The organism is Pseudomonas sp. RV120224-01b (assembly GCF_003208145.1).
Taxonomy (GTDB): domain Bacteria; phylum Pseudomonadota; class Gammaproteobacteria; order Pseudomonadales; family Pseudomonadaceae; genus Aquipseudomonas; species Aquipseudomonas monteilii.
On sequence record NZ_QKMQ01000005.1, the window covers coordinates 59,959 to 85,442 of the forward strand.

Below are 25,484 nucleotides of genomic sequence, written 5' to 3' on the forward strand. Positions count from 1 at the left end.
GGCGGGTTTTTTAATGTCTGGAGAAATGCATGGCAGGGCAAACACTTCGCTCTCTGATCGTTAGCGTGTCCGCTGAGACCAGTGCTTATCAGCGCGAGATGGCCAAAGCTGGGAGAATGGGGCAGAACTATCTGCGTACCATTACGGCAGGCAATCGGGACTCGGTAAGCTCTTGGCGATCACAGGAAGCTGCGGTTCGCGCTCAAAGTACGGCCATGCAATCTCTAACGTCCTCTGTCGGAGGATATGCAACTGCGATGGCGGGGGCGCTGGCAGTCGGAAATCTGATTCACCAGGCAGATAGCTGGAATCAGGTTAACGCCAGGCTTAAGCAGGCGTCTACGAGTACGGAAGACTTTACCGTCAGCCAGAAAGCATTATTTGAAGTTAGCCAAAGAACCGGAACGGCCTTCGCAGATAACGCAAACCTATTTAGCAGATCTTCCGCATCCATGCGCGAGTTTGGGTTTTCCTCGAGCGATGTGCTGGGTGTAACTGAAGCTTTGGCGCTCGGCCTACAGCTATCGGGAGCGGGGGGCGCCGAAGCATCATCTGTGATCACTCAGTTCTCTCAGGCCCTTGGTCAAGGGGTACTGAGAGGTGAGGAGTTCAACTCTGTCAACGAAAACGGCGATCGAGTTATTCGAGCACTGGCAACAGGGATGGGGGTCGCTCGGAAAGACTTGAAAGCGATGGCGGACCAAGGGCTGCTTACGATTGATAAAGTTGTTCCAGCTCTGATCAGCCAGCTAGGTACACTTCAGGGAGAATTTAAGGAACTTCCCGGGTCCGTGGGTGCGGCCATGACTACCGTAAACAACTCGTTTCAGGCATGGGCTGGCGGGCTGGATGGCACCACCGGTAGCACGAAAGTTCTAGCGGCAGCTATTACGTTAGTTGCTGAGAACATGGATGTACTGGCTGCATCAGCACTGACGCTTGGGGCTGCATACGGCGGGAGAAAGGTTCTCGACTTCACCAAGGAACTGTTGGACCAGGTAAAGGCAATCCGCAGCGCTCAATCTGCAGAGATCGGAAGAACTGCTGCCCAGTTAGATGCGGCAACAATGGCGGTCCGCCGAGCAGCTGCCGAGACCATTGCAGCCGAAGCGCAGGTTGCAGCTACCAAGTTCACCGATGCTCATGCCGCCGCACTGAGCAGGCTGCGCCTGGCTCGACTTCAAGATGCCCAGGCCGCAGCCGCGCAGACCGCCGCTCAGGCTGCGAACAATGCAGCAACATCCCTGGTAAGCAGAGCGGGTGGTGCATTGTTGGGAGTTCTGGGCGGGCCTGCGGGTCTTGCAGTTACGGTTGGTGCAGTCGCGGCCAGCTACCTCCTTTTCAAAGACAGTAGCGAAAAAGTCCAAAAAGCCACCGTGGACCTCAAGCGGCCTGTCGAAGAGCTTCGTAAGGAGTTTGCCGAGCTAGGCAAGGAGCAGGCCCGCTATAAGCTGGCCGGCGTTCTACAGCAGCAAGCTGATGCCCAGATTGCGGCGCAGAGGGCGTTGCGGGAGATTCGCGCGTCGGCCCAGGGCAATGACAAATGGGGCGACACCTACGGTGCAAACCCATTCCAGCGTGATCAGGCAGTAACCCAGTTCAATCGTCGTGTTGCTGGTGGCCAGGATATTGATTCGGCCACCCAGCAGCTTGTCGCTGCCATCCGGCCAAACGAGGAGATGACCAAAACCATCAACGCCTCAGCTGCGGCGTACGGGGAGGCAATCAAGGCCTCGGGCGATTATGGCGACGTGGCCAACATGCTGCGCGGCCGGCTGGATGACGTTGCCGCTGCTGCGGCTGGTGCAAACGCTGGTTTGAAGAGCATGCCGGGGCCGGACCAGAGGACGGTCGACGGTTGGAACAGCTACACCAAGAACCTGGTGGAGCGGCTGCAATCTGTTCGTGACGGTGGCGATCTTCTGGGCGAAATCAACCGCCGGATCGAGCGTGAAGGGGTTGACCCGGGTACCGCTGAGGGCTGGCGAATCCTCGCCACCGCCATTCAAGGGTCCGAGGCAGCAGCCAAAGCATCCGAGGAAGCGCAGCAGCGGGCCAAGAAGGCCTCCGAGGATATTCAGCGACAGGCCGAGCGCCTGAACGACGCCTACAAGCAGACCCTGGCAAACCTCACTCAGCAGGTTGTGCTGTACGGCGAGACGACTGAGTTGGGCCGTCTTCGCTATGACCTGGCCAATGGTGAGTTGTCGCAACTGAGCCAGCAGAACAAGCTGCGCCTGGAGGGCAAGGCGATAGAGCTGGATGCGCTGAATGCGCGAAAGGAATACGACTCGCTCATGGCCAGTCTGCAGACGCAGGAACAAGCACTGCTGGCGACTACTCGCGAGCGGATGAAGGTGCTGGAGACGGCCAATCGCGCCGGCACGCTGAGTTCGGATCAATACCGCGCAGGTGCAGACGCAATCTCCAAAGCAACGCTCACGGAAGCACCCGAGTATGGCGGTCTTGATGCTTCGGTCGCCGGCGCATCGGGTGAGCTGATCAAAATCGCCGAAGCCGAGGCGGCTCTCAAGGAGTGGCATGACAAACAGCTGACCATGCAGGCCGAGCTTCGCGACCAGATCCTGGCTAACCAGCAGAGCACCAATGAGCAGCGTCTCGCTGCAGAACAGCAGTATCTGGATCGGGTCGCCGACATAACACGAACCAACAACGAGCGGCTGTCGAGCATCCAGGATTCGTACAAGGTTGCAGTGGTGAGCACTTTCGGTGAGCTCTCCGGTCAGGCTGCTGACATGGTGGGCAAAATTGCCGGCGAACAGTCTGGGGCATATCAGGCGTTGTTCGCTGCACAGAAAGCCTTCGCGGTTGCCTCGATCATCATGAATGCGCAGATCGCGGCGGCTAAAGCTCCTGCAGAGCTGACGATTCTTGGCGGTATTCCGGTAGGTGCGGCGCTGCTCGCGGCTGGGTATGCGAACGCTGGCATGGTCGCCGGCATGGCCTTGGCGGGATTTTCCAGCGGCGGCTACACCGGCGACGGCGGCAAGTTTGAGCCGAAAGGCGTTGTCCACGGAGGTGAGTTTGTCCTGCGAAAAGAAGTGGTCCAGCTGCCGGGTATGCGTGATTACCTTGAAGGCTTAAACAAGCGTGGTTATTCGAGCGGAGGGTATGTCGGATCATCCCCGGCACCATCACTTTCGGCGATATCCGTCCCGGCTTTATCGGAGGGGCCATTGGTCAATCCTGGTGCCGCGCCAATGAATGTCGAGATTAATCAATATGTCCCGGCCCAAGTTGATGTGCAGCAGGACGGTGACCGCATGAAGGTGTTCATTCGCGAGGCCAAGAAACAGATTGCGGGCGACCTGGCCAGGGGGAATGGCGACGTGTCAAGGGCACTTGCCACGGGATGGTCAGTGAAGAGATCAGCGCGATGAGTATCCTGAAGCGACTCTACGCGAGCTCAGGCCCCGAGATCATCCATGAAGTGCTAGAAGTCAGCGATGGAGTTACCACTTACCGCATGACCCAGGGCTGGGATGAACTGACCGTCACACTGGAAACGGGGGAGGTGGTGGCCTGCACGCCGTGCGGCATGGAATTGGCTCTGCCGGCGCGCAATGATGACGGCACCCAGGACCTGACTTTTGCGCTGAGCAATGTGGATGGTAAGGCTTCCAGCTTCATCCGGGACGCCCTGAGTGAGCGGCGTACGATGTCGCTGATTTACCGGGCCTACACCTCTGACGATTTGGGCGCTCCTGCCCATGCGCCGCACCGATTCAGAATCAAGGGCGGCACCGTCACAGCAACCCAGGTTTCCGTCACCGCCGGCTATTTCGACCTACTGGACACCCGCTGGCCCCGCAACACCTACAACCTCAACGAATTCCCAGGGCTTCGCTACATATGAACATCGACAAATACACCCTCGGCATCTACGTCGAGGGCGGTCGACTGTGGCCGCGCGTTGACTGCTACGGGCTGGTATTGGAGGTTCGCCGCGACCTTGGCCTTCCCGCGTGGCCGGAGTGGGCGGAGATGCGTAAGGCTGATGGCGGCTTTGCTAGAGCATGCGACGAGATGATTCTGCACGCTGTTTCACTCTGCGAGCCTGGGCATGGTGCGGTTGCGGCGGCGTATCGGGGGCAGGTGCAAGACCACGTCGCCATCGTGCTGGAGGTGGCCGGGGCTCTGGAAGTGCTGGAGATCAACCAAAAACGCAATGTAAGCCTGACGCCACTGCGTCGTTTTGAACGCCGCTTTTCCCGTGTGGAGTACTACCGATGATCAGGATTTACCCGAGCCGGTTGCAGGGAGAGCCGCTTGAAGTCCATGTGATCGACAAGCCGGTCCTATTGGTTGAGTGGCTCAAGCGCTTGGCCCCTGACTTCACGCTGGAGCGCGAGCACCCGATTTGCATTGATGTGGATGGTGTCACTCTGCCGACAGAGGCGTGGCCAGCATTCATGGTTCAGCCTGAGACGGATCTCAAAATCTACCCGGTGGCAAAGGGGACAGGCCTTGAAGTGGCTGCCTGGGTTGCAATCGCCGTTGCCGCCGTGACCCTGGTCCTCGTCCTTTCGATGAAAACCCCGGGGATTTCACAGCCAGGGCAGGGCGAGTCCATCGACCTCAACCCGGCTAAGGCCAACCGCGCCAAAGTGAACGAACCCATACGGGAGATCCTGGGCCGCTATAAGGTGTACCCGGACTACGTGGTGCAGCCAGTTTCGCGGTTTGTGAACCAGCGCGAACTGCACGTTAGTCTGTGTCTGTGCGTCGGCGCAGGATCCCATGCGATCCTGCCGAGCAGCATCAAGATCGGAGACACCCCCTTGGCTGCCTTTGGGGCTGATGTGTCCTACGCGTTCTACGGTCCAGGCGAAAGCCTGGCCGGTGACTCGCGGGCCGAGAACTGGTACTCCGTGGGAGAGGTGGGTGGCACCGACGCCGGCACCTCGGGTCTCGACACGGCTTCCACGGCAACCGGGGGTACGTCGGCCATCGCTGATGCGCTGATTTTGGCCGGGCTGAGTGTCAGCCTCGCCGGTGATAGCCCTGAGTTTCCTGAAGAGTGGGGCGCTGGCGTGACGGTCACCATGCGCACGCCGAACAGCTACACCGTGTCCTCCGTTGGGGAATACGACCGAATCGCGGGGGCTCTCGGAGACTTGGCGCCATTCGTTGGAATGAAGGTCACGCTGTCCACCGACGTGGACTATGACCTGGTGGTGGCCAGCTACTCACCCTTCGTTCCTCCGGTGGCCGGGGTTGGTGGCAGTCCGTCCTCTGTGCGGGCCAGCGCCTCACCGACCCTCTATGACTTTTCCAGCACGCCTGCGGTCTGGACAATCACTTATCAGGGTGAGGCGCGGACGATTTCTCTAGCCTCCAACTACTTGAACATGAGCGGGTTGGTATCTGCTATCACCTCCCAGCTCGATGGCATGGGGCTGACAGCGCGGGACGACTCGGGACGTTTGCTGATTGCTGAGCCCGCCAGCCCTTATCGGGGAGGGGCGCTGTCTCAATCTAACGCTCCGGTGGCGGTATTCGGCGTGGCGCCGGTGTACAGTATAGGCGCCGCTTCAGCAGGGGGAACGCCCGAGAAGGCTGCTTACATTGAGCTTATGTATGAGAATGGCACGCCGTTCGCCGGTCTTGATGATGGGTCGCAACGCATCGCCCTGGGCTATCGTGGTCATCGCTATACCATCACGGCAATCGACGGCCTGACCATGACCCTGCAGCGTCTGACGGATATGGGGCTTGTTGATACCAGTTGGGCAGGGTTTGCCGCCCGAACGCTGTTGGACTATTCGCTTGGCGCCGATGGTGCGGCAGACGTGAATTGGCTCGGGCCTTTTATGGCGGTCCCGGAGCAGGAGCTCACCGACACCGTCGAATACGATTTCCATCTGCCTGGTGGCCTAGCCTGGTACAAGAGCAATGGTCACCGTCGGGCTGGATCGATCAATATCTTCGTGGAGTGGAGAGATGCGGCGATCGGAGGTGATTGGAATCGCGAAACGCATACCCTGCAAAGCAATACAGAGGACGCCATCGGCTTCACCTTCAGGCATAACCTTCCTCACAAGATGAGGCCTCAGTACCGGGTGAGGCGTGAAAATCCTGAGGGCGGCGGCAACACGCGCGATACGGTCTATTGGTTCGGTCTGCGATCGCGGTTGCAAGCGCCGGTTGCTTATCAGGGGGTGACTCTATTCACCGCCTCCATCAGGACAGGTGATCGCCTCGGCGCCCAGTCTGATCGCCGAGTGAGCATGGTCGCCGAGCGTTTGTATGAAGGCGCCCCCGGCCGTTCTATCAGTGGGGCATCACTGCATGTGCTGAATAGCTTGGGGATTCCCGTTGATCAAACGGACGTGGCCAAGCTGAACCAGTTAGAAGGTACCCACTGGACCCCGCGCGGCGAGACATTCGACCTGGAATACACAGAGTCCTCTTCGGTTCGAGAAGTGCTGCAGACCATTTTCGCCGCCGGTATGAGTCATCTCACCCTGACGGAGGGACTGATTAGCGCAATCAGGGAGGGTGTACAGCCTGTGCGGGGCACCATCACTAATCATGAGATGACGGAAGAGCTCACTGCTTCGTTTACAGCTCCAGGACAGGATGACTTCGACGGCGTCGACGTGAAGTACGTCGATCCGCGCACCTGGTCCGAGGAAACCGTCCCATGCCGCATTGGCGAAAGTCTTGGCCTGAAGGTCGACACGATCACCCTGGATGGGGTGCTGGATCGAGATCGCGCTTGGCGAATTGGGATGCGCGCTCTGCGAAAACACATGTATCAGCGCTGGGCCTACTCAAGCACTACCGACCTTGAAGCGCTCTGCTATGAGCGCTTCGATCATGTCGCTCTCGCCGACGACATTCCCGGTACCAGCCAGTCCGCTCTGATTGTCGGAGCCCAGCAGGTCGGGGAAATGGTTGTTCTCCAGCTCACCGAGCCTTTGGATTGGGAAGTGGAGAGCCCGCGCATCATGCTTCGCCGACACGACGGCTCTGCAACGCCACTGATTGTCCCCACCTATGTAGACGATTACACGATGAGCATCCCGGCGAGTGCGTTGGACTTTGACCTGATCACAGACCTCTCGATCGAGCCGGCAAGGCTTCTGTTCGCTGCGTCCACCCGGGTGGGTTACAGCGCGATGATGAGTGAGATCAGCCCAGGTAGTGATGGTAGTTGCGACTTTACCGCCTTGGAATATCGCGACGACTACTACGACGATGATGACGGCTTCGCTCCGACATAAGGACGGATCATGCTTGTTTACCCTGAAGGGCTGCCCTTGCCGCTGCGTGAGAGGTACGGCTTCACGCCGATCAGCCCAATTCGCCGATCCCCGAAAGTCAGTGGCAGGGCTGTGCAGCGCCGGCTCTATTCAAGCGTTCCAACCATGGTCAGTGTTTCCTGGATTTTCACAGCCAAGCAGGCGCGCTTGTTTGAGGGCTGGTGCAAATGGGGAATTGGTTACGCCGATTGGTTTCTTTGCCCGATAAAGAGTCCACTCGGCATACAGCCGACCCGCTCCAGATTTACGGATATCTATCAGGGCCCCGATCTGATTGGTGTCGACATGTGGCGCTACAGCGCCACACTCGAGCTATTCGAGCTCCCCATCGTTGATGAGGCAGAGTTCGCGGAGCTGCTCCTCGGCATGCCATTGCCAGTTATGAACGCAGCTCTAACCGCCGAGCTTATGCGTTGGTACACCAAGTCTTGGCCCGGCGCCCAGATGACCTGAATCTCTGCCCGCTGATCGCGGGCATTTTTTTGCCTGGAGTTTTTATGAGCGGAGCCACCGACGTTCAGCTTTTCAATCAGCTCGTGTCCAACGCTAACGCGCTGTTCTTGTCGGATGCTGATTTCGTCACGATCAACGGCACCACCAAGCCGACCCTGAAAAAGATCTATGCCGAGTTCCTGGCCAGCATTGGCACTTACCCAACAGTTGCCGAGGGCCTGACGAAGACCAACGGAACCGGGACTGACAACCGGTTTTTCACGGTGCCCTCTACCGGCGACAAAGCAGAAACCCGGTACCGCAACGATGCCGGAGTAGCGGTTGAAATCAACTCAATACTCTCGTTCATCGCAGACGGCTTAACCATAAACCGGGGTAAGGGATACCCGCTGCGTCAAAAAATTCGAGCGGGTGTGACATCTGCCCTGAGCGCTTCCTGGAACAAGTCGATTCTGGACGTGGTCGTGGTGAACGCCCGGCAAGGCGAGTACTACCGCATTTCTTACCAGGCGAACGAAAATGGTGGAAATGGGTTCAACTGGATCATCGAAAAGTACGATTCTGCCACCTACGCGACAACCGCAGCAGGTCGGGTGGAGTTGATCCCCCTTGCCGGGACGCAGCCGCAAATCACCCGGGCTGGCGGCATTCAAACGGTGGTGCTGGTTCCGACCTCCCGGCCGGAAATGCAGTTCAAGATCACGGTCGATCCCGCTGGCCTGCCTGCGGCTGGAACTCCGATCAACTCCAACTCCAACTCGGGGTTCGATGCCTGGTCGTGGATCATCGACGAGAGCTGCTACACCTACGCCTCCGAGTACAAATCGCCGCAGATCGACACGCTGTCTATCAATGCAAGCAAGGTGTTCCCGCTCAGCATGGCGACGCCACGCAACGCCACGGTGAGTGCCGACTACCAACCGTTTCGCGACCTCTTCCTCGACATCGAGGTGCTTGGAGCGGAAGACGGCAAGTTGTACCGGGTCGCCTACATTACCTGCGTTGCGGTGGTCGGATCTGGTGGGGTGGTAGTGACGGGCTTGTCGTCAATCGGCCTGATCCTTGAGGAATTCGACAAGGCAACCTATGAATCGGCATCTGTCGCGGTTCGCCTGCAGCACTTCACCACGATCGCCGGGACGCTCAAACGGGCAGGGGGCGTGCAGACGCTGACCGTGGCCACTACCGTCAAGCCGTACGTGAAGTTCAAGCTGACCGTGGACGGCAGCAAGCTCCCTGCTGATGGCTCTGCCTACGCGGCAGTAAACACGGGCTTTCCCGGCTACAGCTGGATCATCGACGAAAGCCGCTACAAGCAGGCAATCACCGCCATTCCATCCGGGGATGGCCAGAAGACAGGGGTTTATTACACCTACAACGCCACGACCAAGGCGCTGACTTACGCCTATGTGTCGGGTGATTACGCCTACCGCGTCACGGTCAGGCCGGCAGCGATCAACAGTCTCCCGAACCTGACAAGGATCGACAGGGCCCCCAAGGTCGCCGACCTCTCTGCCGCCACCTGGACGATGCTGAGTGACGTGGAAACCGACTACCTGCCGCCGATGATCGTTCAGGCGCTGAACAACGGCGATGCTGGGGCACGCTATTACACAGGTGGCGCTCATGGCAGCGACGGCAATGCCGGTGGTGAGGCGACCGCCAAGAACGTCCTGTTCGCCATCTATGCCGATGGGCAGCTCGTGGACAAGACGAACTCAGGCTATGTCACCAGCCTGGAATGCATGATCGTCAACCACCTGTTCGCCTACAACACCATCACCCTCGGACGCTATGCCTTGCAGCAGGCATTCTCGCTGGACATGTCGGGCAGCGGTATGCAGATCCATGCCCAGATCACCGCGCTTGAGGCCGTTGCCGTCAGCGTAGACAACGGGCCGCAGGCCTACTTCGGTGGGTTCAACGCGACCCAGATGCTGCCGGATTCTCAGTTGCCTGCGCGGGTCGCTCTTGACGCAACCCAGTCAAGCGGGGCGCGCACCGCCTATCCGAAGGCCTGGTTGCTGCTGATGAAGTCGAGCAACGGGACAATGGCCTGCTGGGTCGACCGTGCCTATGAGGCAGGCGACGGGCGCTACGTTTCCCCAAGCGCTTCTTTCATTCGCGGCGGCCAAGAGCCTGATGGGCCTCCGCGAGCGAAGTTCTATAACGCCATCGTCGCGGCGATGCCAGCAACGCTCAACGCGGGCGAGAGCTACAGGTGGCGGGGCGGATATCACTTCTTTTCCGATACAGCGGAGGCCGGTTTCGACACCAAGGCTGCGCTGTCTGTAGGCCGCCGTAAAATGGTCGCTGTGACAACCTCCGGCGTGAGCCTGGCTATTTAGATCTGACCTTTAGTGCCCGCCACGCGCGGGCTTCTTTGTGCCTGGAGAAAACCCATGCGTTACATCATCAGAGTCACTGTTCCTGTAGTCGCCCCCCTCGGACAAGTGGTAGAGGGGGATGCCTAATGACTGTCTCAGATAAAGTTGTTAATAAAACAAATGCCCTGCCTCAAGTTGGCGATGTCAATAATGCCGCAAATGTAATATATGATCCCAATGGTCCGGGGCAACTCAATCGTTCTGTCCAAGAAAGGCTACGCGATGTGGTGTCGGTTAAGGACTATGTCGATGGGGCTGGAGGTGGGGCAGAAGTGATCCAAGCCGGCTTAGAGTCTGCCACTGCTGTAGCTATTGCCAAGAGTGCTGATTTGTATTGGCCGGCGGGGTCGGAGCCGCTAGTAACTAATCAAACTATTCCGGGGCTTCATTCTGTTCGTCACCTTGGTGCAGGAAGTATTAAGGCTGGTTCAAATATATTTAATCTTCAGCCGTCAAGCACTGATGTGAACAGGCTTTATATGGCGCCAGGAGGTAAAGGGGATGGCTTGAGTCCTGAACGTCCACTTAATGGCTTTTCTGGGACTATAGCTGCGTTGCGGAATTATATGCCGCTTTCCGGGAGGTGGATCGTCGTTGGCGCTGCCGGAATTTATAATGAGTCTGTTACGTTGCCAGACTGGCTGGCCAATGGTGCAAACTACCTATCTTTTGAGTTTCCTTCGGTAGGAGGCTCTCAGGTCGAGCCAAGTGTCTACACCGCCTTTCTCGATGGATCTGGCTTGAGTGCCTTGAGCGGCTTCAACACTGGGCAGGGAAACCGAGTCAGCATTACTAATCTGTGCATGCGAAATTGGTACGATCCAGCTTTATCGAATGTTCAACAAGTTCGACGTGCATTGGCTGTTGCAGCAGGTAGCGTAGTATTTGTCCAGAATTGCGGGTTCTATGGGAACGGTTTATCCAATATATCTGCTCTGCCCGGTGGTTCAGTAACAGTCTCCGGAGGGATCTCAGATGGGGCTCGCTACGGTTTGGATAATACGGGTGGGCGCATGTCACTGAGTGCTACGAGTTCAACCTATACTATTGTTAGAAATGCGCTTGAATATGGCTTGTACTCAAAACATGACTCGAGCACTGTTTTCGACTATACCGAGTTTCGTAACAACGGTCGGTTGCCGGCCGCTGTAGCATATGGTTCAGCTCTGTTTGGTTATAAATCTAACTGTTCGATTGATACGAGAGGCTGTAAGTTCTATCAAAATAATATTTGCTGGAACCTACGTGGTGGGTTTGGAGCAGACAATCCAGGAATTCCAGATGTCTATGGTGTTGGGGGAGAAGCCAATATCCGACGGTACTTGTGTCGTGCTGGCGGGGTAGATGATCTTTCGCAATACAGGTCGAATCGATGGAGCGATATCACACTTAGGTTTGCAGGTGGATCGACCTCAGGTGTTGCAGAAGCCACCATTTTAAATGGTATCGCGACAACGCGTGTAGGGTATGTAGCTGATCAAGATCAGGCTATCCGTATGATCATAACCTGTCGGGCCCAATCGGCAGATGGGCTTTTTACACCAACTATTCGCCTAATTAGCGGTGAGGCCGTAGCTCTAGGTACCTACCGGGTTAACGCTGGGGCATATGGTCGTATTGAGCTTTTCATGCGTCCGACCAGTTCTCGAAGTGCCTTCCAGTTGCAGTTTTCGTGCTTGGGAGCATCCCAGAATCTTGGGCAGGCTGTGGGCCAACTCGTATCCGGATATATAGACCTCCCGAACGAGTCACTTACCTTCGAGGTCGCTGGTCGCTCCCTTAGTGATTCCGGCACAGCTGTGCTTAATAGTTGTAACGTTGAACTTAGCGGTTGAATTAGAGCGAAATAGAGTTTTATACGCCCGCCATCGCGGGCGTTTTCTTTTCTGGAGATAACATGGCTCGACTTAATTCTACTGCCGTCGGCGGTCTCAACGTGCTGGCATTTCTCGACTTGCTTGCCTGGTCTGAAGGTACCTCGACGGTCAAGGCCAGCGATGACGGTTATAACGTGCTTTATGGGGGCAGCCTGTTCCGTGACTATGCTGATCACCCTCGTCGAAAGCTTACCTTTCCCATCAACGGTAAATCGGTCACCAGCACCGCTGCTGGACGATACCAACTTCTTGAGCGTTACTGGGACGCCTATCGAGTAAGCTTGGGATTGCAAGGCGGATTTATACCGGAGAACCAGGACCGCATTGCTCTCCAGCAGATCCGCGAGCGCCGTGCGCTGGATGACATCAAGGCCGGCCGTATCCAGCAGGCCATCGCTAAGTGCTCGAACATCTGGGCCAGCTTTCCGGGCAACACCTACGGGCAGAACCCACACCGACTGGACAAGCTGTTGGCCAAGTGGAAAGAGCTTGGCGGGGTGCTGGCATGACCATCAAAACGATAGGCCGCTGCCTGGGCCAGGCCGATGACGGATCGCTGTGGTTCTTCTGCAATGGTTGCAACCTGCCGCATAGCATGAACGTGGGCGCAGGCCATGGGCCGCGCTGGGGGTACAACGAGAATGCTGACGCGCCGACCTTCACTCCGTCTGTGCTGTCCCGGTATCGCACGGCAATAAAGAAACGGTCTGCCATTCCTTCGTGACAGACGGTCGAATCCAGTATCTAGCCGACAGCACCCATGACCTGGCCGGGCAAACGGTCGACCTTCCAGAGTGGGAGGCAGCATGGGACAGCTGGTAGCGAAACTTTCACTCCCGCTGCGCTTACTGGTCGTGCTCCTGGTGGTCGCCTCCTACTGGGGCATATACCAGCATGGTCGGTCGATTGAGCGAGCAGAGGCTGGCCAGGCATCGGCGCAACGAGACAGTGGTGACCGGCTGGCCGAAGTGATCGGCGAGCGAGGCGCTCGGCAGGAAGAACAACGACGCGCCACGGTGCAAGAGGAGGCGAGAGCCCATGCCCAGGAAGAACGAACGATTGCTGATGCTGGCGCTGCTGACGCCGATGCTGCTGGCAAGCGGCTGCGCAGTGACGCCACCCAATTCGCTGCCGCCGTCAGTTGCCCCGGCCCGGATACCGCCGCTATCGCCCGAGGCCAGGCAGCCACCCGCGCCGCCATGGTGCTCTCCGACCTGCTCGAGCGGTCTGTCGCTACGAATCGAGAGCTGGCGCAGGCTTATGACCGCGCCCGAATAGCGGGGCTCGCGTGTGAAGCATCCTATAATGCGTTGATCAACTGACCGGAGCAGGACTGTGGACAAGCGGACGTCCATCGGGATGGTCGAGGCAGGCAAGCCGCTGATTCAACAAGCAATCGACGCACTGCGCCGAATCCACGAAGCGAATACGGTGGCGCCCCATCTTAAGAGATCGAGTGCCTACGGCTGCTGGCCGAGTCGCTTTTTCAGGTTGGGTCCGGTTACCAGTTTATGGTGATCGCCAAAGCGTGCGGAAAAGATTTGCCCCCTCTTCACTAGATACTGTTGGCAATCAAAGGCAGCAACAGCGGGGATACAAACCCCAACAGTGCGGTCGCATTTTCAGCGCCAGAAGCTAAATCGTTAACCTTTGACAGCATATCCCAAAACCGATGGAACAGCTCTTGGCCTTGTTCTGGCTCATCTCGGATACTAGCTCCGTTGCGATGAAGGGCTCCAATGGCACCGTCAAGAGCAGCCTCCAACACCTCGGGCCCCTCCACTTTGTAGCGGAGAAGAGCAGTGCGAAGCGCTTCGAGGTGTTTGATGAACAATTTCTTGATCGGATCAGAGAGGTCTGCTTCCAGAGCTTCCGCAAGGAGATTGTCTAGCTTTTCAATATACTGCCGTATCGCAACTGATTTTTCCGGGGACGACCCTGGGGAGAATTGCGACAGTGCATATGCTCCAAAATCGAGCGCAGTCAGGGTCGAGGCGTCAAGATAACTCCTGTAGTCGCTCCATAAGTTTGTCAGGTTCTGGGATTCGAACAATGTCTCCAGCTGTTGGATAGGTGTCACGAATCGCTCTCTATCGCCGGGGATAAAGGTAATCGCTTTGCGGGAGCGCTCCATTAGCAAAATGACTCTGTTTAGACCTTTTGCTACCTCAATCGAGTTCGAAGCCGAGCATTTCAGCACAGAAGCCCAGACGTCCAGAGTCTTATGCCCAGGGGACATGGCAACGGCCGCCTGCATCAAGCCGTGCAGTTCTTCAAAGGGATTTTCAATTTCGTCCATGGCATTACCGCTTTGGCATAGTGATCACGTAGGCTGTCATAAAGCTGGCATTCCCCAGCCAAAGCGGCAGATTTTACACAAAAAAGGCACTCGCGAGGTCTGAGCAAGTGCTGATTTTAAGGATGTTGGCACCGATGCTGCTGGCCAGCGGTTGCGCAGTGAAGTCGGCCGGTTCGTTGCCACCGACAGTTGCCCCGGCTCGGAAACCGCCGCTGTCGCCAGAGGCCAGGCAGCCACCCGCGCCGCCATGGTGCTCTCCGAACTGCGCGACCGGGCTGATGCACGAGCGGGAGAGCTGGCAAAAGCTTATGACCGAGCCCGAATAGCGGGGCAGCTATGTGAATCGTCCTATAATGCTCTGGCCCCATAGCTGGAGCAGACGATGAAAAGAACATTGGAAGGCATAGCTCTCGCCGGCGAACCCCTGCTTCGTCAAGCCTTGGAAGCTATTCGTGCTCATCGAGCAGCCGAGGAGGATGGTGCGTCCATCGACGAAATTGAGCGCCTACGCCTGCTGGCCGACTCGCTTTACAATGCAGCCATTGACTACCAGCTGGTCGCGGCTGGTCAGCCACCATCCACCATTCAATGACACCGGCCACGGTGGATGCAAATGAGCGAAAAATCGCCACCCCTGCTACCCGATGACCCCATGTACCGCGATGCTGTGGCTGCGATGAAGCGGTACCACGAAGCTCAGGCGGCAGGCGATTCTCCCGAAACGGTCGAGCGCTTGCGGCTAATTGCCGAATCGCAGTTCCAGGCGGTTAACGACTACCAGCTCAGAGCTCTAGGTCGCCCTGGCGGTTCTGTTCACTGACAGGTTCAATCAATTCGGGGCCTTGGTTCCTAACATTCCCCACCGCCTTGCCAACTGGAAACCATCGGAAGTCCTGTGCCGGCCGGCATCCAGCCTCGACAATGGCTTCCAAGCGCTCGCCTAATGTGGCTGGATCCAGCCATTCCCTTGCGGTTTCAGGCGAGAGCACCAAGGGCTTTCTGTCGTGGATGTCGATCAGGCCTTGATCAGCAGCGGCTGTGATGACGACAAATCCATCTCGCTCATCTGGCTCCAGACCCTGATGTACTTCTGCGAGCGCGGCAAAAAATAGCGGTCCGCCATCGGCGCTCGTGATGTAGTAGGGCTGCTTTCGCTTCGGGTCTGCAGGATCTGGAACCCATTCGAACCAGCCATTTGCCGGTGCCAAAGCTCTTCCATTCGGCCACAGAGCCTTGAAGAACTTTCCCATTACCGCCGTCTCTGCCCGGGCATTGATCGGGTCCGGGCGTTTCCCCTTCGCCCAGAAAGGCGACCATCCCCACTTGACCCTATCCACGCTCAGCCCCTCGTCTACTCTGCGAATGACCTCGACCCGGGTCGAAGGCGCCACATTGAAGCGCCTGATCGGTTCATGGTCGTAGCCATTGATTACTACCAGGTCCAGCGATAGCTGGCGCAGATAGTGATCCATCGCCTCATAGATCGAGTACCGTCCGCACATAATCACCCCTCTCGCCTGTCAGAATTTTCATCGCCCAGGATTGACCGGGCAGCCGATGCCGGATTTACTGTATATGCATACAGTTTGCTTCGGACCTTCCACCATGACTATCACTTTCTTGGGCACACCAATCGGCGGTACCGATTCGCTTCCGCTGTATTCCTTTCGTGTGCCGGCCGGATTTCCGTCGCCTGCTGCAGACCACTTGGAAGGCCATATTTCCCTTGATGAGTTATTCGACCTCCGCGCGCCACATGTGTATCTGGTGAAAGTGGAAGGCGATAGCATGCAAGGGGCTGGGATCTACTCCGGTGACATCGTCATCGTCGATCGCGGCCGCGAGGCTGAACACGGGGATGTGGTCATTGCCGCGGTCAACAGTGAGCCGGTATGCAAGCGACTGCACCGTCGTGACGGCGTGGTCATACTGAAGTCGGAGAACCCGGCGTATCCTCCGCGGTACATCATGGAAGGCGATGAGCTCGTCGTTTGGGGCGTTGTGCGTTATAGCGTGCGCGACCATGCGCAGTGACCAGGTGTTCGCGCTGATCGATTGCAACTCGTTCTACGCGAGCTGCGAGCGCGTGTTCCGGCCGGACCTGGCCAAGACCCCAATTGTTGTGCTGAGCAACAACGATGGCTGTGTAATCGCTAGGTCCTACGACGCAAAGCCATTCGTGAAGATGGGCGAGCCGTATTTCCAGGCGAAGGACAAGCTGCGCCGGCACGGCATCATGGCCTTCAGCAGCAATTACGCGCTGTACGGCGACATGAGCGAGCGAGTCATGACCCTGATCGAGTCCATGGTGCCGGCCACCGAGATCTACAGCATCGACGAATGCTTCGCTGACTTGTCCGGTATTCAGGAAAATCTGACTCAGTTCGGGCGGAAGGTGCGCTCGAGGATTTTCCAGTGCACGGGAATTCCGGTGGGCGTCGGCATTGCTGGCACGAAGACGCTCGCGAAGCTGGCCAACCATACGGCCAAGCGCCTGCAGGCACAGACGGGTGGCGTGGTCGACATCACCGATCCGTTCAAGCGTGATTGGGTGTTGCGCAATACCGAGGTGAAGGAAGTTTGGGGCATTGGTCGGTGTATGACCGCTCACCTTGAAGCGATGGGCATCCGCACAGCCATGGACCTTGCCAAAGCTGACGCCTGGACACTTCGCCAGAAGTTCAGCGTTGTGGTTGAAAAGACGGCCCGAGAGCTCGCTGGCACGCCATGCCTTGAACTTGACGAGGCCGAACCGCCGAAACAGGAGATCTGCTGCAGTCGGATGTTCGGAAAGCGGCTTACTGAGCTGGCACCGATCAAACAGGCCGTGGCCACTTACGTTGGCCGCGCCGCGGAGAAACTCCGGGCTCAAGGGTCAGTTTGCAAGCGCATGCGAATCAGCATCCGTACCGGGATGTTCAATCCGGAAGAAGCGCATCACGCCCAGGGTGCGCTGGTAGAGCTTCCTTACCCAACCTGCGACACGCTGCTGATGACTCGACTGGCCACCGATGCGGTCGAGCGGATCTTTAGGCCCGGGTTCCGCTACAGCAAGGCTGAGGTGCTGCTGATGGACCTGCGGCAATCAGGTGAGTTTTCAGAGGACTTGTTCACGCTCAAGCAGTCGGTGGCATGTGACCGACTGATGAAGGTGATGGATGACATCAACGAGCGCTGGGGGAGGGGGACTATGCGGGCTGCCAGTGTTCCGGCGACGCCGGACTGGGGAATGAGGAGGGAGATGATGAGCCAATCCTATACCACGCGGATCGATCAGCTGTGGACAGTCAAGTGTTGAGCCTGCCAGCGGCTTGGTTGGCCGAGCTGAATGACCAGTCGGCGATAGTGACTGATCCCGATGGGCGTGCAGCTGTGCTTGCTGAACTCGCTATATCTGCGCACCGACGGGGCGATGTTGGCGCCGATCAGCTGACTGACATGCTGGAGTTTGCTGAGGCGGCCAGGCTGTGGGCGCTCGCGCATGACCAGTCATGCGAACCGCTCTGAGTCAATTTGGTGTCAGAGCTTTCTATGAGTTTGGCACATCAATGGCTCCTGTAATAAATAATTTGAATAAGAAAAGAAGTGTAATAGCAAAATGATTTTGCTTTTCTCTGGACTTGACACAATTAGTATCTAGCATTGTTTTTGTAATCGCAGTTCCTCTAATGCTAAGTGTCATGGAGCGATTGGTCATGGTTGATAAAAGTGATGAGATTGCCGAGCTCTTGGAAAAGCTTAAAAAAGCAGGTGCAGATGTAAAAACCGGGTCCAATGCCGGGCCGACCGTTAGCAAAAAGTTTTTAGATGATCTTAAAGGAGCAACGACTCAAGACTTTGATGCCTGGATCTCTTGGACAAAGAGCTTCTAGTGAAATGGTCGGGCGACTGGAGATAATATTAAAGCTAACAGAAAGGTGCAATATAGCTTGCACCTACTGTTACTATTTCGAGAATGATGATAGGAGTGCGTTAACGCGGCCGTGGAGGTTTTTGGATGAGTCAGTCCCAATTCTGAAAGCTAGGATTCAAGATGCGTTGCTGAATGGTTTTTGCGATTCTGTTCGAATAATATTCCATGGAGGGGAGCCTCTACTTTTCGGTAAAGTTCGTTTTCGGGCGCTTTGTCTTGAATTGATGTCGATCATTTCAGCAAACAAAAAAGTTGCTTTGTGCATGCAAACAAATGCAATGCTTGTGGATGATGAGTGGATTGAGATATTTCAAGAATTTAAGATTGGCGTTGGGGTGTCAGTCGATGGGCCAAGAGAAGTCCACGATCGTTTTAGGCTTGATAAGCGCGGGAGAGCAACCTTTGACAAAACCGTTGCTGGAATACACAAATTGGTTGGCGCGGCTAAGGCTGAAAAGATAAGCCCCCCAGGCGCGTTGATAGTAATACAGCCAGCAGTAGATCCTGCTGTGGTGTATGATTTTGTAGTCAATGATCTTGGTATAAAAAATATGGATTTTTTGTTGCCGGATGCCACCTGCGAAAATCCAATAATTGGAACTTCGAGGGGCTGTGGTGAGTATCTATGTTTGTTGCTTGATCATTGGCTTTGCTACGGGCAGGGGAGTGTAGATATCCGCATTTTGACGTCGACCGTTTCGCTTTTGCTCGGTCGCCACTCTTTACTAGGGGGCTTCGGCCCGGCACGATCGACAGCGCTGACCGTGTTAAGCGATGGAGATATAAACGGCGATGACTTCCTCCGTCCATGTGGAGATCATGTAGTTGATCTTGGAATGAATCTGTCGTCGAACGGTTTGATGGAAGCCTTTGATAGTAATGAAGTGAAGCTATCGTCTTTAGGTGCGGATGAGGTGCCCTTAGCTTGCGGTGGTTGTGCCTACGAGCGTATATGCTGCGGAGGGCAGCTTACGCATCGATATAGTGTTAAAGATGGGTTTCGGAACAAGTCTATATATTGCAAAGATCTGAAAATTTTTTACGAGCACGTTTGTGGGTTGCTATATCGTTCCGGGGTGAATCTCGCTGAGATTGAATATGCGCTTCGCTGAAGACGAGAAACGTGTCGAGGAGATGGAAGGGGGGCTTAACGGCCAGTCGTGGTGGTGCAGGGCGGTGGGCGATTATGGCAACTGAGCTTCCGCAGGCCTGGCTGGCTGAGCTGAACGACCAGGTTGCCCTGGTGGCTGATCCCGATCGACGCGCAGCAGTGCTCGATGAGATGGCCTATGCCGCACGCCGGCGGCGAGAGGTCGATGACGGTGACCTGATCGACATGCTGGAGATCGTCGAGTCGGCCAGGCTATGGGCGCTGGATGAGTCTGAGAAGGATTTGGAGTAGGTCGGCAGAACGCCGGAGGAGGGTGGTGCTGGGTGTCTAAAACCGCTCAAAACCATCCCGGTTTTACTGGGCGAAAGTCGCCGAAACTGGCCGAACCATATTAGACAGGCTCGATTCGCAGGCCGCAGGGGGCGCGGCCTGAGGTCGATTTTTTCCGCTACTGCTGCATCATTGGTGTGTGCACAAAAGTTCTTACCTTTTGTCCCATTGATGGGGGAACACAACGTAATTAAGGTCGCACTCTCGCATGCGGTGATGGTAATGCATCATCACCAATCAGTTATTCTGAATGTTGCTTTTTAGCAGTTGTTAATGGGCACTTTTTGTTGGTTTGGGCAAGAATAGGGTGGTGGCGGCTTCTTGTCTACGCATACTACAGTATCTGCATCATTCATGTTGTCAAGTCGGTGAGTTTCTAGCGGCCTGAGCTCAAAGTTAGTTTGGCCGCCAGGCCAGCGCACGCTAACAAAAATTGATGCATTGGCGTTTTTGTTTTTTATACAGGCTGGCCCAGTCGCTGCCTCTACTTGAAAAAACGGCGTTAAGCCAATGGTTGCGACCAGTACGAGGCTATAGCGAAAGCTGGTCATGTTGTCGTCCCTTCGATATTAAGAAAAATCAAGTGTGGAATCTAAGCTGATGTCCGTAGCTGCAGGATTTGTTACACCTAATACAAATGAAGCTTGCAAAAGGCATCTGTCAGGACCGGAAGGGTATTTGGTCGCTGAAACAGTTTTTGTATCGTTCCGACCTTCTTGGCGAACGGTTATGGTCCCAAAAACGCTTTTGCAACATTTCGATGAGCATGCCGACATTAAAACGGTAGACTGCCCACTTGTTAAATCAACGCTCTTTGGCCCCAGCTGCTGAGTGGTCCCATCTTCATATTTAACTATTGCTCCTATTGCGATTATATGAACCCTGTGGGCTGCAGCAACATTGTTTTGAAATGCTGCATTAGTAATGTCGCATTGCAGGTTTGGCTGATTCATCAACTCAAGCAAAGAGGTTTCGGTTATTTCTGACATGATAGAGGCCTGTGTCATGGGTACTAGGGTTCATGAGGTAAAGGTCAAGCGATTTTAGGTTCGCTAATTATTTGAGCGATATAATTTTGTGCGCGTAACGTATTAAATCTTAAGTTAGACTACCAGAGGTAAAGCGTTAGTATATTCAGCTATAGCTTTTTTGACTTTGATATCGATTTGGGAGTTAAGAAACTACCGGTCCATCACTAGGTGCCGCGCAGGTTCTGTGAGGGTTGTGCGTTTCCGGCACGGGAGTTCATGGTTGATCGCCGGACCAATTCCCGAACCAACTGATGTATTTCCGTGAGGGGGCAAGGGTAGTTTGGGCCAGCAAAATCAACACATCCCCACCCGCTAAACCCCATGGCATAGCGCATGGTGATGTTGACGGTAGACGTCAGTCACTGCTCTTGGGGGGGCGAAATGGGTTAAGCCGGTGCTGAGGTTGTCTTAGGCGCATTCGTGCAGCACTGCAAACCGGACGAAAGGAGACCCAAATCAGTTCCGCAACTGACTAGCGACCCCTTGATTTTATTGGCTTGCAGCGCAGTTCAAAACGCTTCGATGCGGAATCGAAATATTTGTAAGCTTCTGAAATACAAGGAAATACAACCCGGATTGCAAATCCGGGAAACCGCTCGGCCTAGGTCTCAAAACTGCGAGCGATCCTTGGGCCAATTCTTGGGCCAATGCATGCGTTTTGGTGCGTTGTTGAGAGGCTGAAACCCCCGAAAACATTGCACTCTACACCGCTCAAAACCGCGAAAATAATCGCATGGTGATGTTAGCGGTGGAGATCAAAGGGCTTACCTATCAGTAACTTACGACGCTGGGCTTTCAGCTGATACCGATTTGATACCAATCTTGAGCTTTTCCAGCTCGCTCCAGTCGGAGCTTGAGTTAAGCCAACGGGCATACGTCGACAGCAGCATCTGAACGCTGTGACCCAGCTGTTGGGCGATAAATGCGGGGTTGAGGCCGGACATTGCGCGCATTGTCGCATAGGTGTGACGGCAGTTGTATGGGGAGCGACGCTTGATCCCCAATTCATTCAGTCTCGGCACCATCGCTCAGCCGCACAACAGGCCTTCAGGCACTTGGCTGGACGCTTGTGGTTCTGCGCCGCCTTCACGGGGTGGCGTTATTGTTGAACAGGGGTGATATGCTTCGCCGCTTACCTGGCAGGGAGAGCGGTGATGCGGGTTAGCGAGAGACTTCGGGCGTTCCAGGCGTGGTTCAATCCGAAGCGCAGGAGGCGCGCAGGCGTAGCGTTGATCGTCCTTGGCCTGGTTGGGATGGTTATCAACCCGCAAAGCCGGTGGAGCCTGGTCTTCGGGACGGGGATCTACTGGTTCTTTACTGCCTGGTCGCCCGGTCTTCGTCGCAAGCGCTAGGTTTTGTCGAAGTGATACAGGTGCAATAAGGCTCGAAACAAAGGCTGAAGCAGGGAGCGCGGTGATGGGTAGACGGCTGGAAGAATTTCGAGAGTGGTTGACGCCACGGAAGCGGCTGTGGTCCGGGATGGGCCTTTTTGTTTTTGTCATTGTGGTGACGGCAAAGTACCCCGAGTCGCACCTGACTTGGCTTATCGGTCCTGCTGCCGTACTCATCACCGGTAGTTTCATGGGGGCGCCGAGTAAAAGGCGATAGGCACTGGCGGGCCGCGCCGGAGGGAGCGCGCTCCTGAGGGAAATCGACACGGTGACCTTCGCGCCTTTACGCGCCAAGTGATAAGCCACTTTTGTAATCAACGTCTCCTAAGGCGCGTTGCCTAAACGCTTGCGGGTTTCGACTTCCAGCTTTCGACAAGCATCAGAGAATATGCTTTTCCCTACTGCTGGGCCGGAGTAGCTGTCTAGTTTCTCGCGGCATAGTTCGACGGCATCTTGGGCCTGTATTCTTTCCTTGTCTGCTGGCGTGTCTCCGGCATAAAAGCCGAAAGCCCAGTACAGGGTGATGGCAATGATGATCCCGACGATAGCCTTGTTGACAGAGCCCATTCTCCTTACTGACGGTAGTGGGCCCCAAGGTGGATTCCGTATTGGTTGCCTGAGGTCAGATTGGCAGTGCTTGCATAAAATGGCTTCAGCCATGATGGCTTCCGCGCAATAGGGGCAGCTCTTTTTTCCAGTCTCCACAGATGAAACTCCTTTTTCAAAACAGGATTCTATCATTGGGCCTGAGGGCTGTGAGGGAGGTGTCTCTGTTTTCCACCAAAGGATCTTCTGGAGGCGGAATGCCTCGCCAACCCAATAAGTCAGGCAAATAAAAATCCGATTTGAATGACAGCTCCTGGCCGGTTGCTGCCCTTCGCGACTGGCGTCATCGACCCAATGCCTCCGGTAGTGACGTTTCACAAATCAGGGAGCGGTCGACACAAACAAGCCCTGTACTGATAATCACCGTCTCACAGGGATGCCCGGGAACGAATGTCATGGACTGTCTTCCGACGCTGATCACCGATCGGCTGGTTCTCACGCCCCTCCAGCTGGAGGATTCACCCATCATTCAGGCGCTATTCCCCTGCTGGGAGGTGGTTCGCTACCTGGATCGTCGTGTCCCATGGCCGTATCCAGAGGACGGGGCGCTGGTCTATGTCCGAGATATCGCCCTGCCTGCCATGGCAGCAGGTCGTGAAAGGCACTGGATGATCCGCATGCGCAACGATGCTGGCTGCACCCTGGGTAGCATCAGTTTGTATGATCAGCCTGGAAACAACAGAGGTTTCTGGCTCGCACCACAATGGTGGGGAAAGGGCTACATGCGTGAGGCATGCCGGATTATCAATGCTTATTGGTTCGAGACACTGTCGCGTCCGGTCATGCAGGTTCCCAAAGCGGTTGCCAACGACGCATCTCGCAAGGTCTCCAAACATGAGGGTATGCGCTTGGTAGACGTGCGGGCAGGAGAATTTGTATCTGGACCGATGGAGGTCGAAATATGGGAAATGACGCGTGCTGACTGGCTAGAAAGGTCGACTGCCAGTCGCTAGTTTTCACGCACTCAGTCGCCGCCAGCTTCGAGTTGTAAGCTGCCCTCCGAAGGGCAGCTTTGGGTCAATTTCGGACCGTCAGCGACAGCTATCAGGCGATATCTGCAGGGTGCATCCAGGCCAATACCTGCTCTACGTAGCAATAACCGGAGTAATCATCCTGATGGGAAGTTGGCAGTTCGTGCCGGAATCCAGGCAGTAAGGTGCGGACAGCTAACGCTGCATTGCTTTAATACAGCGCTGGAACAGGAATTGCTGAGACCCTGAGACATTGAACATGCGGGGTACGCAGAAATGACTCAGGATGACCGCTATTACATGATTTTCAGCGTGGTGGCTGTGCTGGTGCTGGACCTGGCGGCGACTTATGTGTTTCTCAATGTCATATCCTGACCCCGGTTGTGGGGCACGCCATACGCGTAATCGGGGCCAGCCGCTACATGAAACCTGTCGGGGAAGATGACCAGCGGCTTGCGCCTGCCTGAACATCCCGATTGAGTGTGGTCCAACGTAAGCAAGCCTTGGCTTCGCTTGTCGGAGGTACGCACATGAAACGCAAGACTGCATGGGTTGTGGTGTTGTCCGGTTTGCTGCTGCTCAGTGGCTGCTGGCCATACTGGCATGACGGGCGGCATCATCGCCATTATTACGACGGTGATCATGGCGGGCAGGAGTATCGTCGCTACTGATGGCGGGCGCGAGGGGCGCCCCGAGGTCCATATAGCCAATAAGCCTGATACCGGGTTGCCTTCCAGCAGTAACATGGGCACACGATAACCAAAACAGGGCGGCTGGCTGGTAATGACTTTACCTGTTTCTCATGGGGCAACAGGAGCGTGTCGCGTGAAGAGCTCAAGATCGCGAGCAGGCGCAATCGCAATATTTGTGTCCGGGTTCGCTATGGTGTTCATGGCAGGCTGCGCACAAAACCCTGATGTACGTGACAGCCACGATTATACCGTTGGCAGTACCGCGAAAAGCCCACCCGTGTATCTGGGGTGCGTCAAAGACGAACTTCAAGGCAATGTGAAAACCTACGAAGTCCAGAGCGATAATGCGGTCAGGCTGTTCATCGAAAGCACCGACCCCGACAAGGCGCAGGGGCTTGTAGAGTTGCGGGGCACGGGAACTCAGCGCCAGTTCACGGCTTATCAACGTGATGCCTGGTACGACCATGGCAGGTTGCTGGATGCCGCACTGATGTGTTCCAAGGCGTGATTGTTAGCACTGGAAAACACAAAAAGCCCGCTGTTGAGAGCGGGCTTTTTGCATTTGCGGGCCACGGCCGCAATAATCCGCCTATTTGGAAGGAGAATCGCGGGTGCAAGCAAGAAGCGTTGTCGCCGAAATGTTCATTGGGATCCCGACGCATTTCTGGGTGTTGCCCGTTGCAGGTCTGGTTGCGTACTACGGCTTGAAGTGGTCCGCCAGATCCAGCAGTCGCGCGACCCTGCTGCAAGCCTCGACTTATGTGTTGCTGCTGGCGCTGGCGGTGCTGCCCAACGGTTTTTATGCGCTGTTTCCCCCTGCGCCCGACCCGGATGTGTTGTTGAATAACGCGCCGTTGCCCAACTATGCAGGGCGCCTCTACCTGGATGCGTTCTACGTCTTCGGTGGTTGGGCGCTGAGCAAAGTGGTGAAGCTCAAGTTCAGCTGAGTCGCTGCCCGGGTACCTGATGCGCCGACTGGAACGGATATTGCTCGTACCCTTTCAAACCGGCGCATTTGGGGGATACGGCAATGCTTCCTGAAGACCTGTATGTCATGTTTCTGTTTGTCGCCAGCGTGCTGGCCCTCGATGTAGCGGCCATCGTGCTGTACCGGGGAGCCAAACCCTGACCCGC

The 25,484-nt window shown here is 56.0% G+C and carries 25 protein-coding genes and 3 pseudogenes; 23 read left to right on the top strand and 5 right to left on the bottom strand.

Annotated elements, in window-relative coordinates:
- The first annotated feature begins 29 nt into the window (after positions 1–29).
- The 11 genes and pseudogenes from N436_RS10305 to N436_RS28705 all read left to right on the top strand — a co-directional run bounded on the left by N436_RS10305 (position 30) and on the right by N436_RS28705 (position 13,565).
- Positions 30–3,401: a tape measure protein gene (locus N436_RS10305; protein ID WP_110740951.1), complete on the top strand. Its 3,372-nt coding sequence runs from the start codon at positions 30–32 to the stop codon at positions 3,399–3,401.
- Positions 3,398–3,877, top strand: coding sequence for a DUF1833 family protein (locus N436_RS10310; RefSeq protein ID WP_110740952.1), 480 nt, complete (start codon positions 3,398–3,400; stop codon positions 3,875–3,877). The genes N436_RS10305 and N436_RS10310 overlap by 4 nt, the downstream gene beginning before the upstream one ends.
- Positions 3,874–4,254, top strand: coding sequence for a nitrite transporter (locus N436_RS10315; RefSeq protein WP_110740953.1), 381 nt, complete (start codon positions 3,874–3,876; stop codon positions 4,252–4,254). Before N436_RS10310 ends, N436_RS10315 begins: the two co-directional genes overlap by 4 nt.
- A complete protein-coding gene (locus tag N436_RS10320) occupies positions 4,251–7,250 on the top strand; it encodes a host specificity factor TipJ family phage tail protein (RefSeq protein WP_110740954.1) in 3,000 nt (999 codons plus the stop codon). Before N436_RS10315 ends, N436_RS10320 begins: the two co-directional genes overlap by 4 nt.
- 9 nt (positions 7,251–7,259) lie before the next feature.
- The gene (locus tag N436_RS10325; protein ID WP_110740955.1) at positions 7,260–7,742 is read left to right on the top strand and encodes a hypothetical protein; all 483 of its coding nucleotides are present in this window, start codon (positions 7,260–7,262) and stop codon (positions 7,740–7,742) included.
- A gap of 44 nt (positions 7,743–7,786) precedes the next feature.
- Positions 7,787–10,090, top strand: a complete 2,304-nt coding sequence (locus N436_RS10330) for a hypothetical protein (protein ID WP_110740956.1) — start codon at positions 7,787–7,789, stop codon at positions 10,088–10,090.
- Positions 10,091–10,215: 125 nt separating this feature from the next.
- On the top strand, positions 10,216–11,964 hold the full coding sequence (locus tag N436_RS28390) for a hypothetical protein (protein ID WP_146232423.1): 1,749 nt from the start codon (positions 10,216–10,218) through the stop codon (positions 11,962–11,964).
- Positions 11,965–12,026: 62 nt separating this feature from the next.
- The gene (locus tag N436_RS10335; protein WP_110740957.1) at positions 12,027–12,515 is read left to right on the top strand and encodes a glycoside hydrolase family protein; all 489 of its coding nucleotides are present in this window, start codon (positions 12,027–12,029) and stop codon (positions 12,513–12,515) included.
- On the top strand, positions 12,512–12,730 hold the full coding sequence (locus tag N436_RS10340) for a DUF6527 family protein (protein WP_371920902.1): 219 nt from the start codon (positions 12,512–12,514) through the stop codon (positions 12,728–12,730). The genes N436_RS10335 and N436_RS10340 overlap by 4 nt, the downstream gene beginning before the upstream one ends.
- Positions 12,731–12,812: 82 nt before the next feature.
- Positions 12,813–13,328 (top strand): DUF2514 domain-containing protein, encoded by a 516-nt coding sequence (locus tag N436_RS10345; RefSeq protein ID WP_110740958.1) that lies wholly within the window; start codon positions 12,813–12,815, stop codon positions 13,326–13,328.
- A 13-nt stretch (positions 13,329–13,341) separates the two neighbouring features.
- A pseudogene (locus N436_RS28705) lies at positions 13,342–13,565 on the top strand (hypothetical protein).
- Here N436_RS28705 and N436_RS10355 read toward each other — a convergent pair.
- On the bottom strand, positions 13,562–14,305 hold the full coding sequence (locus N436_RS10355) for a hypothetical protein (RefSeq protein WP_110740959.1): 744 nt from the start codon (positions 14,303–14,305) through the stop codon (positions 13,562–13,564). The pseudogene N436_RS28705 and the gene N436_RS10355 overlap by 4 nt on opposite strands.
- A gap of 127 nt (positions 14,306–14,432) precedes the next feature.
- Here N436_RS10355 and N436_RS10360 point away from each other — a divergent pair.
- The 3 genes and pseudogenes from N436_RS10360 to N436_RS28710 form a co-directional block, all read left to right on the top strand.
- Positions 14,433–14,675: pseudogene (locus tag N436_RS10360) on the top strand (DUF2514 family protein); the annotation flags it as partial.
- 12 nt (positions 14,676–14,687) lie between these two features.
- Entirely contained in the window at positions 14,688–14,897 is a 210-nt protein-coding gene (locus tag N436_RS10365) for a hypothetical protein (RefSeq protein ID WP_110740960.1), read from the top strand.
- A gap of 21 nt (positions 14,898–14,918) precedes the next feature.
- Positions 14,919–15,125, top strand: a complete 207-nt coding sequence (locus N436_RS28710; protein ID WP_110741061.1) for a hypothetical protein — start codon at positions 14,919–14,921, stop codon at positions 15,123–15,125.
- Here N436_RS28710 and N436_RS10375 read toward each other — a convergent pair.
- Entirely contained in the window at positions 15,088–15,807 is a 720-nt protein-coding gene (locus N436_RS10375) for an SOS response-associated peptidase family protein (RefSeq protein WP_110741060.1), read from the bottom strand. The two genes, N436_RS28710 and N436_RS10375, sit on opposite strands and share 38 nt — an antisense overlap.
- A 103-nt stretch (positions 15,808–15,910) precedes the next feature.
- Between N436_RS10375 and N436_RS10380 the strand changes: the two genes are divergently transcribed.
- The 5 genes from N436_RS10380 to N436_RS10400 all read left to right on the top strand — a co-directional run bounded on the left by N436_RS10380 (position 15,911) and on the right by N436_RS10400 (position 19,620).
- Positions 15,911–16,339, top strand: a complete 429-nt coding sequence (locus N436_RS10380) for a LexA family transcriptional regulator (RefSeq protein WP_110741062.1) — start codon at positions 15,911–15,913, stop codon at positions 16,337–16,339.
- A complete protein-coding gene (umuC, locus tag N436_RS10385; RefSeq protein WP_110740961.1) occupies positions 16,329–17,603 on the top strand; it encodes a translesion error-prone DNA polymerase V subunit UmuC in 1,275 nt (424 codons plus the stop codon). Before N436_RS10380 ends, umuC begins: the two co-directional genes overlap by 11 nt.
- A 397-nt stretch (positions 17,604–18,000) precedes the next feature.
- On the top strand, positions 18,001–18,177 hold the full coding sequence (locus tag N436_RS28475; RefSeq protein WP_158286270.1) for a hypothetical protein: 177 nt from the start codon (positions 18,001–18,003) through the stop codon (positions 18,175–18,177).
- A gap of 4 nt (positions 18,178–18,181) precedes the next feature.
- Positions 18,182–19,330, top strand: a complete 1,149-nt coding sequence (locus tag N436_RS10395) for a radical SAM protein (protein ID WP_256589940.1) — start codon at positions 18,182–18,184, stop codon at positions 19,328–19,330.
- A gap of 74 nt (positions 19,331–19,404) precedes the next feature.
- Positions 19,405–19,620, top strand: a complete 216-nt coding sequence (locus N436_RS10400) for a hypothetical protein (protein ID WP_110740964.1) — start codon at positions 19,405–19,407, stop codon at positions 19,618–19,620.
- A 608-nt stretch (positions 19,621–20,228) separates the two neighbouring features.
- Here N436_RS10400 and N436_RS28395 read toward each other — a convergent pair.
- The 3 genes and pseudogenes from N436_RS28395 to N436_RS10420 form a co-directional block, all read right to left on the bottom strand.
- Positions 20,229–20,648 (bottom strand): hypothetical protein, encoded by a 420-nt coding sequence (locus N436_RS28395; RefSeq protein WP_146232422.1) that lies wholly within the window; start codon positions 20,646–20,648, stop codon positions 20,229–20,231.
- Positions 20,649–21,469: 821 nt separating this feature from the next.
- Positions 21,470–21,712 (bottom strand): annotated as a pseudogene (locus N436_RS28720) (site-specific integrase); the annotation flags it as partial.
- Between the two features lie 693 nt (positions 21,713–22,405).
- Positions 22,406–22,741 carry a hypothetical protein gene (locus N436_RS10420; RefSeq protein ID WP_256589928.1) on the bottom strand — a complete coding sequence of 112 codons (336 nt, stop codon included), beginning with the start codon at positions 22,739–22,741 and terminating at the stop codon, positions 22,406–22,408.
- 341 nt (positions 22,742–23,082) lie between these two features.
- Here N436_RS10420 and N436_RS10425 point away from each other — a divergent pair, with 341 nt between their 5' ends.
- From N436_RS10425 to N436_RS10435, 4 genes are all read left to right on the top strand, one after another.
- A complete protein-coding gene (locus N436_RS10425; protein ID WP_110740966.1) occupies positions 23,083–23,640 on the top strand; it encodes a GNAT family N-acetyltransferase in 558 nt (185 codons plus the stop codon).
- A gap of 548 nt (positions 23,641–24,188) precedes the next feature.
- Positions 24,189–24,329 (top strand): hypothetical protein, encoded by a 141-nt coding sequence (locus tag N436_RS28560; protein ID WP_177410303.1) that lies wholly within the window; start codon positions 24,189–24,191, stop codon positions 24,327–24,329.
- A gap of 154 nt (positions 24,330–24,483) precedes the next feature.
- Positions 24,484–24,858: a hypothetical protein gene (locus N436_RS10430; protein WP_110740967.1), complete on the top strand. Its 375-nt coding sequence runs from the start codon at positions 24,484–24,486 to the stop codon at positions 24,856–24,858.
- Between the two features lie 130 nt (positions 24,859–24,988).
- Positions 24,989–25,297 (top strand): hypothetical protein, encoded by a 309-nt coding sequence (locus N436_RS10435; RefSeq protein WP_060501703.1) that lies wholly within the window; start codon positions 24,989–24,991, stop codon positions 25,295–25,297.
- Positions 25,298–25,484: the final 187 nt, after the last annotated feature.